The sequence below is a fragment of the Variovorax sp. P1_H12_2 genome (assembly GCF_056405335.1).
In genome coordinates this window covers 20,329-35,620 of sequence record NZ_JBFUCI010000015.1, presented here as the reverse complement: position 1 = coordinate 35,620, position 15,292 = coordinate 20,329, and the positions used below count along the sequence as shown (strand labels likewise).

The 15,292-nt window shown below is 69.0% G+C and carries 15 protein-coding genes; 14 read left to right on the top strand and 1 reads right to left on the bottom strand.

All coding sequences use genetic code 11. From position 1 onward, the window contains the following. On the top strand, positions 1-1,845 hold a 1,845-nt coding region (locus AC1D2K_RS03355; RefSeq protein WP_478086306.1), incomplete at its 5' end, for an acetyl/propionyl/methylcrotonyl-CoA carboxylase subunit alpha. 21 nt (positions 1,846-1,866) lie between these two features. Beyond that, positions 1,867-2,796 (top strand): 2-hydroxyacid dehydrogenase, encoded by a 930-nt coding sequence (locus AC1D2K_RS03350; RefSeq protein ID WP_478086310.1) that lies wholly within the window; start codon positions 1,867-1,869, stop codon positions 2,794-2,796. A 57-nt stretch (positions 2,797-2,853) separates the two neighbouring features. Here AC1D2K_RS03350 and AC1D2K_RS03345 read toward each other — a convergent pair whose 3' ends face one another. Then, entirely contained in the window at positions 2,854-3,882 is a 1,029-nt protein-coding gene (locus AC1D2K_RS03345; protein WP_478086305.1) for a DnaJ C-terminal domain-containing protein, read from the bottom strand. Between the two features lie 180 nt (positions 3,883-4,062). Between AC1D2K_RS03345 and AC1D2K_RS03340 the strand changes: the two genes are divergently transcribed. The 12 genes from AC1D2K_RS03340 (at position 4,063) to AC1D2K_RS03285 (ending at position 15,235) form a co-directional block, all read left to right on the top strand. Next, the gene (locus AC1D2K_RS03340) at positions 4,063-4,833 is read left to right on the top strand and encodes an IclR family transcriptional regulator (RefSeq protein ID WP_478086304.1); all 771 of its coding nucleotides are present in this window, start codon (positions 4,063-4,065) and stop codon (positions 4,831-4,833) included. 34 nt (positions 4,834-4,867) lie between these two features. Further along, the gene (locus AC1D2K_RS03335) at positions 4,868-5,848 is read left to right on the top strand and encodes a Bug family tripartite tricarboxylate transporter substrate binding protein (RefSeq protein ID WP_478086302.1); all 981 of its coding nucleotides are present in this window, start codon (positions 4,868-4,870) and stop codon (positions 5,846-5,848) included. Between the two features lie 18 nt (positions 5,849-5,866). Further along, positions 5,867-6,874: a Bug family tripartite tricarboxylate transporter substrate binding protein gene (locus AC1D2K_RS03330; protein ID WP_478086301.1), complete on the top strand. Its 1,008-nt coding sequence runs from the start codon at positions 5,867-5,869 to the stop codon at positions 6,872-6,874. Between the two features lie 58 nt (positions 6,875-6,932). After that, the gene (locus tag AC1D2K_RS03325; protein WP_478086300.1) at positions 6,933-8,102 is read left to right on the top strand and encodes an acyl-CoA dehydrogenase family protein; all 1,170 of its coding nucleotides are present in this window, start codon (positions 6,933-6,935) and stop codon (positions 8,100-8,102) included. 111 nt (positions 8,103-8,213) lie between these two features. Continuing rightward, positions 8,214-9,134, top strand: coding sequence for a hydroxymethylglutaryl-CoA lyase (locus AC1D2K_RS03320; RefSeq protein WP_478086299.1), 921 nt, complete (start codon positions 8,214-8,216; stop codon positions 9,132-9,134). A gap of 82 nt (positions 9,135-9,216) precedes the next feature. Further along, a complete protein-coding gene (locus AC1D2K_RS03315; RefSeq protein ID WP_478086297.1) occupies positions 9,217-9,705 on the top strand; it encodes a YbaK/EbsC family protein in 489 nt (162 codons plus the stop codon). 61 nt (positions 9,706-9,766) lie between these two features. After that, positions 9,767-10,021: a DUF1289 domain-containing protein gene (locus AC1D2K_RS03310; protein ID WP_478086296.1), complete on the top strand. Its 255-nt coding sequence runs from the start codon at positions 9,767-9,769 to the stop codon at positions 10,019-10,021. Beyond that, positions 10,018-10,659, top strand: a complete 642-nt coding sequence (locus AC1D2K_RS03305; RefSeq protein WP_478086295.1) for a 2-hydroxychromene-2-carboxylate isomerase — start codon at positions 10,018-10,020, stop codon at positions 10,657-10,659. Before AC1D2K_RS03310 ends, AC1D2K_RS03305 begins: the two co-directional genes overlap by 4 nt. Before the next feature lie 144 nt (positions 10,660-10,803). Beyond that, the gene (locus tag AC1D2K_RS03300) at positions 10,804-12,495 is read left to right on the top strand and encodes an MFS transporter (protein ID WP_478086294.1); all 1,692 of its coding nucleotides are present in this window, start codon (positions 10,804-10,806) and stop codon (positions 12,493-12,495) included. A 173-nt stretch (positions 12,496-12,668) separates the two neighbouring features. Next, on the top strand, positions 12,669-12,827 hold the full coding sequence (locus tag AC1D2K_RS03295) for a hypothetical protein (protein ID WP_478086292.1): 159 nt from the start codon (positions 12,669-12,671) through the stop codon (positions 12,825-12,827). A 179-nt stretch (positions 12,828-13,006) separates the two neighbouring features. Further along, positions 13,007-14,191 carry a CaiB/BaiF CoA transferase family protein gene (locus tag AC1D2K_RS03290; RefSeq protein WP_478086290.1) on the top strand — a complete coding sequence of 395 codons (1,185 nt, stop codon included), beginning with the start codon at positions 13,007-13,009 and terminating at the stop codon, positions 14,189-14,191. Between the two features lie 30 nt (positions 14,192-14,221). Further along, complete coding sequence (locus tag AC1D2K_RS03285; RefSeq protein ID WP_478086289.1) at positions 14,222-15,235, top strand: AraC family transcriptional regulator; 1,014 nt, start codon at positions 14,222-14,224, stop codon at positions 15,233-15,235. Positions 15,236-15,292: the final 57 nt, after the last annotated feature.

Here is a 15,292-nt window from a genome sequence, read left to right as displayed (position 1 = left end):
CTCGGCGGCAGCGCGCCCAAGGAGAGCTACCTGCGCTGGGAGAAGATCCTCGAGGCCGCCAAGGCCACGGGCGCCGAGGCGGTGCATCCGGGCTACGGCTTCCTGAGCGAGAACGAGGAATTTGCGCAGGCCTGCGCCGATGCCGGCCTGGTCTTCGTCGGCCCGCCGCCGTCGGCGATCAAGGCGATGGGGCTGAAGGCGGAGTCGAAGCAGCTGATGGAGAAGGCCGGCGTGCCGCTGGTGCCCGGCTACCACGGCAGCGACCAGGACCCGGCGCTGCTGCAGCGCGAGGCCGACAGCATCGGCTATCCGGTGCTGATCAAGGCCAGCGCGGGCGGCGGCGGCAAGGGGATGCGCGTGGTCGAGAAGACGGGCGATTTCGCCGCCGCGCTGGCCTCCTGCCGGCGCGAGGCGATCAACAGCTTCGGCGACGACGCGGTGCTGATCGAGAAGTACGTGCAGCGGCCGCGCCACATCGAGATCCAGGTGTTCGGCGACACGCACGGCAACTACGTCTACCTGTTCGAGCGCGACTGCTCGGTGCAGCGGCGGCACCAGAAGGTGCTGGAGGAGGCGCCCGCACCCGGCATGACGGAAGCCATGCGCAAGCAGATGGGCGAGGCCGCGGTGGCCGCGGCGCGGGCGGTGAACTACGTCGGCGCCGGCACGGTGGAATTCATCGTCGAGCAGCGTTCGAACGGCGAGATGAATTTCTTCTTCATGGAGATGAACACCCGGCTGCAGGTGGAGCATCCCGTGACCGAGGCCATCACCGGCCTGGACCTGGTCGAATGGCAGCTGCGCGTGGCCTCGGGCGAAGCACTGCCGCTGAAGCAGGACCAATTGCAGATCCATGGCCATGCGATCGAGGCGCGGATCTGCGCCGAGAACCCGGACAACAACTTCCTGCCCGCCACCGGCACCCTGCGGGTCTATCGCAAGCCGCAGGCCACCGCCTTCCAGCGCAGCCGCGTGCGCATCGACGACGGCGTGCGCGAGGGCGACGTGATCTCGCCCTTCTACGACTCGATGATCGCCAAGCTGATCGTGCACGGTGCCACGCGCGAGGAAGCCCTGGCGCGGCTCGACCTGGCGCTGGCGCAGACCCACATCGTGGGCGTTGCGACCAACGTGCAGTTCCTGCGCGGCATCCTGCGCACCGACTCGTTCGCGCATGCGAAGCTCGACACCGCGCTGATCGAGCGCGAGCGCGCGGTGCTGTTCGACCAGGAACCGCTGGGCCTGCCGCTGGCGGCCGCGGCATCGATCGCGCGCACGCTGCTGGCCGAGGCGGCGACGGCCAGCGCCGATCCGTTCAGCCGCCGCGACGGCTGGCAATCGCACGGCGTCGCGGTGCGGCCCTTCGAGTTCGAGTTCCGCGGCGAGCCCAAGAGCGCCACGCTGCGCTACCTGCACGATGGCGCGCTCTCGCTGCAGGTCGGCGAGGTCTCGGGCCCGCTGGTGATCGGCAGCTTTCCGTCGGGCGAGCTCGAACTGCAGTTCGATGGCCGGCGCCACACGCTCAACGTCTACCCGGACGAGGCCACGGCCTATGTGTTCGGCGCGCAGGGCGCGACCAGGATCGTCGCCATCGACCGGCTGGCCCATGCCGGCGAGACGCATGCCGAGGGCGGGCGCCTCACGGCGCCGATGCCCGGCAAGGTGGTGTCCTTCGCGGTCAAGGCCGGCGACAAGGTCAGCCGCGGCCAGCCGCTGGCCGTGATGGAGGCGATGAAGATGGAGCACACGATCGCGGCGCCGGCCGATGGGACGGTCGAGGAGCTGCTGTATGTGCCGGGCGACCAGGTCACGGAGGGGGCAGAGTTGTTGCGCATCGCGGCTTAAGCTTCGGGAATGACCTCCCCCATTCGAATCACCGTCTGCCTGACCGACAACCGCCCTGATCCCTGGATCGAGGGCCTCCGCGCCGCTCTGCCCGAAGCCGAGGTGGAGAACTGGGCGCCGGGCGCCGCGCCCGCCGACCATGCCGTGGTCTGGACGCCGCCGCAGCAGTTCCTCGACGAGCAGCCGGGCCTGCGCGGGCTGTTCAACATCGGCGCCGGTGTCGACGCGCTGCTCAAGCTCAAGGTGGCGCCGCAGACGAAAGTGGTCCGGCTCGACGACGCCGGCATGTCGGTGCAGATGGCCGAGTACGTCTGCCATGCGCTGATCCGGCATTTCCGCGAGTTCGACGCCTACGAGGCCGAGGCCCGCGCGGGCCGCTGGAGCTACCGCAAGCCGCGCGAGCGCAGCGACTTCGCGGTCGGCGTGATGGGGCTCGGTGTGCTCGGCGAACGCGTGGCCAAGGCGGTGGCGCAGTTCGAGTTTCCGGTCAACGGCTGGAGCCGTTCACCCAAGCACACCGACGGCGTGCGCTGCTTCGCCGGCGATGCTGAATTGGATGCCTTCCTCGGCGCCAGCCGCGTGCTCGTGAACCTGCTGCCGCTGACCCCCGGGACGCGCGGCATCCTGAATCGCGAGACGCTCTCGAAGCTCAATGGCGGGCGGCCCGGCGGCTACCTGATCAACGTGGCGCGTGGCGCCCACCTGGTCGACGACGACCTGATCCCGCTGCTCGACAGCGGCCAGCTCGCCGGCGCCACGCTCGATGTCTTCGAGGTCGAGCCGTTGCCGGCCGGGCATCCGTTCTGGAGCCATCCGAAGATCACGGTGACGCCGCATGGGTCGGCACGCACCGAGCGCGACGCTTCGATCGCGCAGATCGCCGGCAAGATCCGGGCGATGGAGCAGGGTGCGCCGATCGCGGGTGTGGTGGACGTCGAGCGCGGCTACTGAGCCGGCTTCGGGAGCTTCGCTGCGGCTCCTTGAAGCTGCCGCGCATGGCGCCGCAGGTCAGCGGCGGCGTCCCGACAGGCCGCGTTCCCAGGCCTTCATGCCCCGGCTCCAGTTGCGCAGTCGGTCGTCCAGGGCGTGGGCGCTGGTGGCCAGCAACTGGTCGAGCAGGATCTCCTGGTCGGTGCTGAGCGTGTCCGGAAAGATCGGCAGCACCGTGATCCACTGGTCGCCGCGCGCTCCTCGGCGCTCGATCGGAAAGCCCTGGCCGTCGAGGCGGTACGACAGCCGGTCGCGCTGGAGCTGCAGCGCTTGCAAGCCGGTGACGGTCGGCACCTGGATCGGCCGGTTGGCAATCCAGGCGAAGCCGTCGACTGGGACCTCGCAGCGGATGGTGCCGTCGTCATCGAGCTGGAAGAACGCGTGCGGCGCCACTTCGACGCGGATTTCCAGATCGGCGGGCGGCAGGTTCTTGCGCGCGTGTCCGCCGCCGACATGCAGCAGATCGCCGTGGCGCACGCCGCTCGGAATGCGCACGTTGACCTGGTAGCTGCGCGCCGCCGTTTTGCCGGCGCCTTCGCATGCCGGGCACAGCTGCCTCGCGATCCCGCCGCCCAGGCAGGCCTCGCATTCGGTCACGCCGCCGGGCCAACCGAAGAAAGAGCGCTTGGGAATCGCGCCCGAGCCGCCGCAATGCGCGCAATGGCCGCCGAGCACCCGGTGTCCGGCACCCGCGCAGGTGGAACAAATCTCGGTCACCTTGCCGCGCAGCACCTTGATGCAGCCGATCGCCGCTTCCTCGAGCGTGAGCTTGACCTTGCGGCTGATCGGGCGGCGCGGCCGGCCCGATGCGGGTTCGTGCTTCGGGGGCTCATCTTCGTCGACTCCGCTGCTTGCTGTGCGAAGCAGCCCGGCGCGGCGGATTTCCTCGAAGGCCTGGTTGATGCGCTGCATCTTCGCGACGGCGTCGGCGTCGTCGTTGCGGTCCGGATGCCATTGCGAAACCAACCGGCGCCATGCCGCCTTGACCTCGCTCCCGGTCGCGTCGGATGCCAAGCCCAGCTCGGCGAAAGCGTTCTCGGTAGCCAATTCGACGTCCTCGTGCAGGCCAGGAAAGATGACGGCCGGTCGGTTTGGATGTTAGCCGAAGGCGCTCGCTTTCAATGTGAGTCGTTCGCCGCTCGTCATGCGGTCGCATTGCCGGTGTGACCGGGTCCGCTCCGGACAAACCCTGCTGCGTTGATCTTTCTCATACATGAAAATAAATTCATGAGTGTGAAGACGGCATGGCGTGTGATCGAGATCATCGAGGCCTTCGCGCAGGAGAAGCAGCCGCTCGCGCTGTCCGAGATGGCGCGCCTTCTGGACATGCCCGTGTCATCCTGCCTGGGATTGATCCGCACCCTCGAGGAGCGCGGCTACGTCTACGAGACGGGGCGGCGCCAGGGCTACTACCCGACCAGCCGGTTGCTGGCGATGGCACAGGTGATCTCGGCGCACGACCCGGTGCTCGACCGCGTCAAGCCGGCCCTGCAGGAACTGCGCGACGCGGCGCGCGAGACGGTGGTGTTCGGCAAGCTGCGCGAGGGCGGGCAGGTGGTCTATCTCGAAGTGGTCGAGGCGCCGCAGAGCATCCGCTACACGGCCGCGGCCGGCGAGACCCGGGCGGCCTATGCGAACTCGCTGGGCCGCGCGCTGCTGTCCACCCTGTCCGCCGAAGCGCGCAGCAAGACCCTGAAAGGCATGAAGCTCGCGCGCCTCACCGACTCGACGCTGAGTTCCGCCGCGGCCCTCGCCAAGGAAATAGAAGGCTCGGCCGCCCGTGGCTGGTACGGCAACCTGGGCGAGAGCATTCCCGACCTCGCGGGCATTGCCTGGCCGGTGCACATCGGCGGCCAGGCCTATGCGGTGTCCGTCGCCGGCCCGCGCTACCGCGTGGAGCCGCGCATCGAAGAGATCGCCGCGATGCTGCGTGCCGCCTGCCGCTCGATCGAGGACCCGCACCGCGACGCCGCCACGCAGCCGTCAAGGACACGGTGACCGCCCGCTGCGGTCTTTTCAGGGGGGAGTCCACATGAAAAAGAGCATTTCACGGCGCCGGCTGATGCTGGGCCTGGCCGTGCTGGGTTGCCTGGCCGGCCCGGCCGCCTGGGGCAGCGAGGCCTATCCGAGCCGATCGATCCGCCTGGTGGTGCCGTTCTCGCCGGGCGGTGCCACCGACATCGTGGCGCGCATGCTGTCGCAGAAATTGTCCGAAGGGCTCAAGCAGCCGGTGGTGATCGACAACAAGCCGGGCGCCAACGGCATCATCGGCACCGACCTGGTCGCGCGCGCCGCGCCCGACGGCTACACCCTGCTGCTGAACACGGCCGGCGCCCAGGTGCTGAGCCCGGTGCTCTACAAGGCGCCCTATGAACCCCTCGCCAGCTTTGCGCCGATCAGCCTGATCAGCAACATCGGCCTCGTGATGGTGGTGCATCCCTCGGTGCCGGCCTCGACGCTGCAGGAGTTCATCGCGCTGGCCCGCACAGGCACGCGGCCGATGAGCTTCTCGGCCGGCAGCAGCATGATCGGATTGATCGGCGAGCAGTTCAAGGCCAGCATCGGCGTGCCCGGCATGGTCAACGTGCCGTACAAGGGCACCGGGCCGCAGATGCAGGCCGTGGTGGCCGGCGAGGTCGACATGACGATCGACCCTTTCAATGCGGTGCAGATGATCCGTGCCGGCAAGCTGCGCCCGCTGGCCGTGCTGTCGCCGCAGCGCTCGCCGACGCTGCCGCAGGTGCCGACGATGCAGGAGGCCGGCGTCGAGGGCATGAACTTCAGCTCGTGGGCCGGCTTGCTGGCCCCGGCCGGCACGCCGCCGGCGATCGTCCAGCGCCTGCACGCCGAAGTGGTCCGGATCCTGGCGCTGCCCGAGGTCCGCGAGCAGTTGGCGCGGATCGACTACGAGCCGGTCGGCGGCAGCCCCGAGCAGTTCGCCGCCACCATCACCGAAGACTCGGCGCGCTGGGCGCGGCTCGTGAAGGACAGCAACTTCAAGGCGACGCCCTGAGGCCGACCGGAGACCGGCATGCAGACGATCGACCAGGACTCGGCAAGGCACGCTCGCCGCCGCTTCGTCGCCCTCGGCGCCGGGGCCGGCCTGGGCGTCGCGGTGCCATGGGCCTTCGCGCAGGAGGCCAGCTACCCGAAGCAGCCGATCTGGCTGGTGGTGCCGTTCGCGGCCGGCAGCGGCACCGACGCGGTGGCGCGCATCACGGCGCAGCTGCTCGGCGAGGCGCTCAAGGGCTCCGTGATCGTCGACAACCGGGCCGGCGCGAACGGCGTGATCGCGGCCGAGGCGGTGGCCAAGGCAGCGCCCGATGGCTACACGCTGTTCATGACGACCAACACCACGCACTCGGCCAACCCGAGCCTGTTCAAGCGCCTGCCCTACGACCCGGTCAAGGACTTCACGCCGGTCAGCCGCATGGGCAACCTGCCGTTCATGCTGGTGGTCAACAACGATCTGCCCGTCAAGAGCGTGGAAGAACTGCTGGCCTGGGGCCGCGCGAATCCGGGCAAACTCAGCTACGCCAGCGGCAACAGCACCGGCATCGTGAGCGGCGCCACGCTGTCGCGCATGAGTGGCATCCCGATGCTGCACGTGCCTTACAAGAGCACGCCGCCGGCCATCGCCGACCTGATCGGCGGGCAGGTGTCGATGATGGTGGTCGACCTCGCGGCCGGCCTCGCGACGGTCAACGCCGGCCGCATGCGCGCCATCGCGGTCACGACGCAGGAGCGCACGAAGCTGTTCCCCGAGCTGCCGCCGCTGGCCGACACGCCCGAGCTCAAGGGCTTCGACATCACCTCCTGGAACGGCGTCTATGGGCCGGCCGGCATGCCGAAGGAGATCGTCGCGAAGCTCAACCAGGCGCTGGCCGGCATGGCCAACAGTGCGGCCTTTCGCGAGCGCGTCGGCAAGCTCGGCTTCGACGCCTTCGGCAGCACGCCCGAGGAGCTGGGCAGCTTCACGGTGGCCGAGCTGGGCAAGTGGAAGAAGCTGATCCAGGCCGCGGGCATCCAGCCCGAATGAGCGCAGAAAACACAACGGCCGCAGGCGCGAGCAGTCCTCATCCCACCGAAAACCCGACATGAACTTCTCTCTGAACGACGACCAGCGCGCGCTGGTGGCGGCCATCGAACGGCTGTGCCAGGACTTCCCCGCCGACTACTGGCGCGAGCATGACGACAGCGCCACCTTCCCGCATGAATTCCACCGCGCCGTGGCCGCCAGCGGCTGGCTCGGCATCGCGATGCCCGAGGCGCAGGGCGGGGCCGGACTGGGCATCACCGAGGCGGCGCTGATGATGCGCGCCATCAGCGCCTCGGGCGCCGGCATGTCGGGCGCCTCGGCGATCCACATGAACATCTTCGGACTCAACCCGGTGGTGGTGTTCGGCAGCGAAGCGCAGCGCCAGCGCTTCCTGCCGCCGCTGATTTCGGGTGAGCAGAAGGCCTGCTTCGCGGTCACCGAGCCCGACGCCGGCCTCGACACCACGCGACTCAAGACCCAGGCCCTGCGGCAAGCCGATGGCGGCTATCTGATGCATGGCCGCAAGATCTGGATCTCGACCGCGCAGGTCGCCGACCGGATGTTGATCCTGGCGCGCACCACGCCGCTCGAAGAAGTGAAGAAGCCGACCCAGGGCCTGACGCTGTTCTACACCGCACTGGACCGCAGCCGGGTCGAGGTGCGCGAGATCCACAAGCTCGGCCGCGCCGCGGTCGACTCCAACATGCTGTTCATCGACGGGCTCGAAGTGCCCGAGGCCGACCGCATCGGCGAAGAGGGCAGGGGCTTCGAGTACATCCTGCACGGCCTGAATCCCGAGCGCATCCTGATCGCGGCCGAAGCCGTGGGCCTGGGCCGCGCGGCGCTGCGCATCGCGGCGCAGTACGCCAGGGAGCGGGTGGTGTTCGGCCGGCCGATTGGCCAGAACCAGGGCGTGGCCCATCCGCTCGCGCGCGCCTGGGCCAACGTGGAGGCGGCCGACCTGATGGTCTTCAAGGCGGCCGCGCTGTACGACGCCGGCGAGCCTTGCGGCATCGAGGCCAACACGGCCAAATACCTGGCGGCCGAAGCCGCGCACGATGCCTGCCAGAACGCCATCCTCACGCTCGGCGGGATGGGCTACGCGAAGGAATACCATGTCGAGCGCCTGCTGCGCGAGAGCTACATTCCGCGCATCGCGCCGGTCAGCCCGCAGATGATCCTCAACTTCATTGCCGAAAAGGCCCTGGGCCTGCCCAAGTCCTACTGAGACATGGCGGGATAGACCCAGAAATCGCGCAGCAATTCCTGCTCGGTCCTCAACGGGTCGGATGCGGTAGAAAATAGCGGCTGCATCTTCTTCATCGACCACGAGCGCCCCATGAAACTTCCCTCCAGAGTCAAGATCGTCGACGTCGGCCCGCGCGACGGCCTCCAGAACGAGAAGCAACCGGTGTCGGCCGAGATCAAGATCGGCCTCGTGCACCGCCTGCAGGAGGCCGGCGTCAGGGAGATCGAGGTCACCAGCTTCGTCTCGCCCAAGTGGGTGCCGCAGATGGCCGACAACGCCGAAGTCATGCACGGCATCCGGCGCAAGCCCGGCGTGCGCTACTCGGTGCTGACGCCGAACATGAAGGGCTTCGAGGCCGCCATCGCCGCGCCGCGCGCCGAATGGCCCGACGAGATCGTGGTCTTCGGCGCCGCCAGCGAGGCCTTCAGCCAGCGCAACATCAACTGCTCGATCGCCGAGAGCATCGAGCGCTTCCGGCCGGTGGTCGCGGCGGCGCGCGAGCACGGCATCTACGTGCGCGGCGCGATGTCTTGCGCCGTGGGCTGCCCCTACGAGGGCGAGATCGCGCCCTCGCGCGTCGAGCTGCTGGCCGGCCTCATGAAGGAGATCGGCGTGCAGCACGTGGGCGTGGCCGACACCATCGGCGTCGGCACGCCGCTGAAGGTGCAGCGCGCCATCGAGGCGACCCTCAAGCACTACGGCATCGACGACATCTCGGGCCACTACCACGACACCTACGGCCAGGCGCTGGGCAACACGCTGGCCAGCCTGGAGATGGGCGTCTGGCAGTACGACACCTCTTCCGCCGGGCTCGGCGGCTGCCCGTATGCCAAGGGCGCGACCGGCAACGTCGCGACCGAGGACGTGGTCTACATGCTGCACGGCATGGGCATCGAGACCGGCATCGACCTCGACCTGCTGATCGACGCCGGCGTCTACATCAGCGAAGCGCTCGGGCGCGAGCCGAATTCGCGCGCCTCGAAGGCGATCCGCACGAAGAGGTCCGCATGAGCGTCGCCGGGCCGCTCCCAAGACGCGAAGGCCCCCTCGGGGGGCAGCGCAGCACACGCAGTGGCAAGCGTGGGGGCCGGTGATGTGCGGTGCCGAACTGACTTCCTTGCCGGAGGGCGTGCAGCGCGTCGCCCGCCTGCTGCAGGACAAGGGCCATCCCCACGCGCCGCAGATGCTCGACGACGCCGCGCGCACCGCGCAGCAGGCGGCCGATGCGCTGGGCATCGCCGTCGGCCAGATCGCCAAGAGCATCGTGTTCCGCCGCAAGTCCGACGACAGCGCGGTGCTGGTCGTGACCTCGGGCGACAAGCGCGTGGACGAGAAGAAGGTCGAGGCCCTGGTCGGCAAGCTGGGCCGCGCCGATGCCGACTTCGTCAAGTCGCGCACCGGTTTCTCGATCGGCGGCGTCTCGCCCTTCGCGCATGCCACGGCACCGGTCATGCTGATCGACCGCGAGCTGTTCCGCTTCGAGGACGTCTGGGCCGCGGCGGGCCATCCGCATGCGGTGGTGCGCCTGCGTCCGAAGGACCTCGAAGGCCTGACCGGCGCGCCGGTCGCGGACGTGGTGTGAGCGCAGCGCCGGGCCGCTCCAAGCAGGCGCACGCCGCAGTGCGCAGCACGGAGGCTTCCTGGTGAGCACCGACACGCTGGCGTCGTTGCCCGAGCGCGCAGCGGCCGCATGTGCCATGGCCCGTGACCTGCCGTCGCCGTGCATCTCGATCTGCCGCATGGACCCGGCCAGCGGCTTCTGCGAAGGCTGCCTGCGCACGCTGCCGGAGATCGCCGCCTGGAGCCGCATGGACGATGCGGGCAAGCGCGGCGTCTGGCGCGCCATCGAATTGCGCGCCGGAGCCGGCTTCGGGCCGGCCGACGGAGACACGCCATGAAGCACATCACCTTCCATCTCGATTTCATCTCGCCCTATGCCTATCTCGCGTTCGAGCATCTGCCGCAGGCGCTCGAGGGCCTGAGCTACAGCGTCGCCTACCGGCCGGTGCTGCTCGGCGCGCTGCTCAAGCACCACGGCCAGCTCGGGCCGGCCGAGATCCCGGCGAAGCGCAGCTGGACCTACCGCCATGTGCTGTGGCTGGGCCAGGCGCACGGCATTCCGATCCGGATGCCCGCCACGCATCCCTACAACCCGTTGCCGCACCTGCGGCTGGCGCTGGCGACCAGCACCGATGCAGACATCAATCGCCATGCGGCCGAGACCGTGTTCCGGGACGTCTGGCGCACGGGCGAGGAGCCCGGCGACCCCGCGCGCCTGGCTGCGCTCGCAGCGTCGCTGCGGCTGCTGCGCGAAACGGGCAGCGACGAAGTCAAGGCACAGCTCAAGACCAACACCGACGAAGCGATCGCGCGCGGCGTGTTCGGGGTGCCGGCCTTCGAGGTCGACGGCCGCCTGTTCTGGGGCTTCGACGGTCTGGCGATGCTGCGCGCCTGCCTGCACGGCGAGGCCTGGTTCGACGGCCCGGACTGGGACGCCGCCGACCAGCGGCCCATGCTGCTGCGCAGCAATCGGTAGATTTCCTGCGATCTGAAACGTCGGCCGCGGGTTTGACCTTAAACCGTCAGCGACGGTTCAGTTTCGCGACAGCCTCGGGTCAGTCGCCACTCCAAGAATGCGTCACGTCCCACGCCGTGGGCGGATATTTCTACAGGAGACGACATGGCAGCCACACTAGATTCGCGAGGAGCGTCAAACGCTCCCCGGCCCATGAGCAAGGAGGAGAAGAAGGTCATCTTCGCCTCGTCGCTGGGGACCGTGTTCGAGTGGTACGACTTCTATCTGTACGGCTCGCTGGCGCCCGTGATCGCGCGCCAGTTCTTCAGCGGCCTCGATGCCGGCGCGGCCTTCATCTTCGCGCTGCTGGCCTTTGCCGCCGGCTTCCTGGTGCGCCCCTTCGGCGCCATCGTGTTCGGCCGGCTCGGCGACATGATCGGCCGCAAGTACACCTTCCTGGTCACCATCCTGATCATGGGCCTGTCGACCTTCATCGTCGGCCTGTTGCCCAGCTACGCGACCATCGGCGTCGCGGCGCCGGTGATCCTGATCGCGTTGCGCATGCTGCAGGGCCTCGCGCTCGGCGGCGAGTACGGCGGTGCAGCCACCTACGTGGCCGAGCATTCGCCCCATGGCAAGCGCGGCGCCTACACCTCGTGGATCCAGACCACCGCCACGCTGGGCCTGTTCCTGAGCCTGCTGGTGATCCTGGGTGTGCGCGAAGGCGTGGGCGAGGCCGCCTTCGCCGATTGGGCCTGGCGGCTTCCGTTCCTCGTGTCGATCCTGCTGCTCGCCATCTCGGTCTGGATCCGGCTGTCGCTGTCGGAGTCTCCCGCGTTCCAGAAGATGAAGGCCGAGGGCAAGACCTCGAAGGCGCCGCTGTCCGAATCCTTCGGCCAGTGGAAGAACCTGAAGATCGTGATCCTGGCGCTGGTCGGCCTCACCGCCGGCCAGGCCGTGGTCTGGTATTCGGGCCAGTTCTACGCGCTGTTCTTCCTGACGCAGCAGCTCAAGGTCGATGCGACCACCGCCAACCTGATGATCGCCGCCGCGCTGCTGATCGGCACGCCTTTCTTCGTCGTSTTCGGCASGCTGTCCGACAAGATCGGCCGCAAGCCGATCATCATGGCCGGCTGCCTGCTGGCCGTGGTGACCTACTTCCCGGTCTTCAAGATGCTGACCGAGAGCGCCAATCCGGACCTCGCCCGGGCCCAGGCCACGGCCGGCGTCGTCGTGACCGCCGATCCGAGTTCCTGCTCGTTCCAGGGCAACCCGGTGGCACGCGAGATCGACTTCAGCAGCTCCTGCGACATCGCCAAGCGCTACCTGGTGCAGAACTCGGTGAGCTACGAGCGCGCCGACGGCCCGGCCGGCTCGCCCGCCGTCGTCAAGATCGGCGAGGTGGCGATCACGGCACCCCAGGGCAAGGTGGTCAACCACAAGTTCGACGAGGGTTCGGCCAAGGAGATCGCGGCTTTCAAGAAGAGCGTGGCCGAACAGTTGAAGACCGCGGGCTATCCGACCAAGGCCGACCCGGCCAAGATCAACAAGGTCATGACCGTGGTGCTGCTGTTCTGGCTGGTGCTGCTGGTGACGATGGTCTACGGCCCGATCGCCGCCATGCTGGTCGAACTGTTCCCGACCCGCATCCGCTACACCTCGATGAGCCTGCCCTACCACATCGGCAACGGCTGGTTCGGCGGCCTGCTGCCGACCACCGCCTTCGCGATCGTGGCCAGCACCGGCAACATGTACAACGGCCTCTGGTACCCGATCATCATCGCCGCCATGACGCTGGTGGTCGGCACGATCTTCATCCGCGAGACGAAGGACGTGGACATCTACGCAAATGACTAGGCACACCCCCAGGCTTTTTCACTTCGTGTAGACGCCCACCCCCTTGCAGGGGGCAATACCTGCGGCCCGGCGAAGCCGGTTCCGCGGTATTCCCCGGATGGGGTGGGTGGCGTTCGTGGGCCTCGCGCCTTTGCGGTGCGGGGCCTTTTTCTTTTCAGTTCAGGAGATTGGTCATGTGGAAGATCGGGATTGGGTTTGCCATCTTTGCGGCTGTCGCGTTGTTCGTGCTGATGAAGGCGGGGGACAAGGTGGATATGTCGGGGGAGCAGCATGGCGGGGACTCGATGCACGCGCCTGCGACTGCGCCGGCTGCGGGGGAAGCGTCGAAGTAGGGCCGGGGCCTGCGCGCGTGGGAACGGGGCCTGACGGGCCGCGGCGCTAAAAAAGCCTGATGCGTGCTGCCCGCGCCGTGGACTCTTCGCGCGGGCGCGGGCGCTGACGCTTTTCGCCAATCGATGCGACCGCTGCCGCCATTGCCGCGCCATGCCGCGCTGACTAGATTTGGGGCCTCATGACGACACCCCGTATCGACTCCCCACCCACCACGCCCGCCGGCGCACCGCTTGAAGGCGTGCGCGTGCTGGACCTGACCCGGCTGCTGCCGGGGCCCCTCGGCACGATGCATCTCGCCGACCTCGGCGCCAGCGTCATCAAGATCGAGGACACCGGCGCCGGCGACTACGCGAGCCCGGCCGTGCGTGCGCTCGTCAATCGCAGCAAGCGCGCGATCCGCATCGACCTCAAGCAGGCTGAAGGCGTTGCCACGCTGCTGCGCCTGTGCCGCGAGGCCGATGTGCTGGTCGAGGGCTTCAGGCCCGGCGTGATGCAGCGGTTGGGGGCCGGCTACGAAGCAGTGGCGGCCGTCAATCCCCGCATCGTCTATTGCAGCATCACTGGCTTCGGCCAGACCGGACCGCTGCGCGACACGCCGGGGCACGACCTGAACTATGCGTCGCTCGCGGGCGTCGCCGACCAGATCGGCAACGCCGCCGGCCCGGCCCTGTCGAACCTGCCCGTGGCCGATCTGCTGGGCGGCACCATGACGGCGGTGGCGGGCATCCTCGCAGCGCTGTTCGACGCCTCGCGCACCGGCCGCGGGCGGCACGTGGACATCGCCATGGCCGACGGCGTGCTCGCGCATGCGGTGCTGCCGCTGGCCGCGCTGCACGAGCACGGCCAGGTCCCGAGGACCGGCGGCAGCGCGCTGACCGGTGCGCTCGCTTGCTACGGCTTCTATCGCACCGCGGACGGCCGCGAGGTCTCGGTCGGCGCGCTGGAGCCGAAGTTCTGGCACGACCTGTGCCGCACGCTGGAGCGCCCGGACCTCGCGCCCCYGCATCGCAGTGGCGACCCGGCCACCGAGGCGGCACTGCGGGCGGAGCTGGCCGCCATCTTCGGCGCACGGCCGCTCGCGCACTGGCGCAGCCTGTTTCGCGATGGCGTCGGATGCGTGACGCCGGTGCTGCGCGTCGACGAGGCGCTGGAGCACGCCCACTTCCGCGCGCGCGGCATGCGCGTCGCTGCCGACGGTGCGGCGCCGGTGCAACTCGGCTGCCCCTTCAAGATGACCGGCTTCGAGCCATCCGCGCCGCGGCCCGCACCGCACGCCGGCGAGCACACCGACGAAATCCTGCGACAGGCTGGACTCGACGCGTCGGCCGTGGCGATACTCCGGGACGCAGGAGTCGTCGGCTGATCATCGGCCGGCCTGCGGCTGCCGATACCGATGACGCTCACCCACCACACCATTGCGATCCAGCAAGTCCACAGCATCCTGATGGGGATGCGGCATCGCGAGCGCGAGGTGGCCCCGGTGCTGGCACGGGCAGGCATCGCTGCCTCGCTGCTGGAGTCGCCGCTGGCGCGCATCTCGCAGCGCCAGTACGCCATGCTGATCCGCGCCCTCCGGCGCGAGCTGCGCGACGAGATGTGGGGCCTGCTGAGCCATCCGCTGCCGCCCGGCAGTTTCGGCCAGTGCATGCGCCAGCTGGTGCGCTGCGCCACGCTCGGCGAGGCGCTGCGCGAAGGCTTCGCCTGGTACCACCTGTTCCTGCATGACTTCGTGCCGCGCCTGTCGCTGCGCGAGGGCAGCGCGCACGTCCAGTTCGTGCTGCAGCGGGCCTCGGATGCGCGGCTGGACTATGCGCAGAAGGCCTTCATGCTGATGGCCTTCAATGCCTTTTCCTGGCTGGTGGCGCGCCGCATCCCGGTGCTGGCGGTCGACTACACGGCGCAGCAGGCGGCCACCGACATATCGCGCGTGTACCAGGTGCCGGTCCGCCACGGCCAGCCTCACGTCGGCMTGTCCTTCGATGCGGGCTGGCTGGCGCTGCCGGTGGTGCAATCGCCGCAGAGCCTGCGCGAATTCMTCGCCGGTTCGCCCGCGAACCTGATCGTGAAGTACCGCGACACGAGCAGCCTCACCGAGCGCATTCGCCGGCTGCTGCGCAAGCGGCTGGGCGATGACCTGCCTTCGCTGGAAGAAGTGGGCGAGGCACTCGCGGTGACGCCGCAGACGCTGCGCCGCCGGCTGCGGGACGAAGGGCGCGGCTTCCAGCAGATCAAGGACGAGCTGCGGCGCGATGCCGCCATCGAATACCTGCTGCACACGCCGCTGCCGCTGCTCGATATCGCCAATCGCGTCGGCTTCTCGGAAGCCAGCACCTTCCATCGCGCCTTCAAGCAGTGGACCGGCGTGGCCCCGGGCGAGTACCGCCTGTCGCACGGCCCGGAACGCTGAGCGGTTTCGCCAAGCCCTTTGGCGCTTCCCGCCATTCATCCGCGGGGTGTCGCGGCC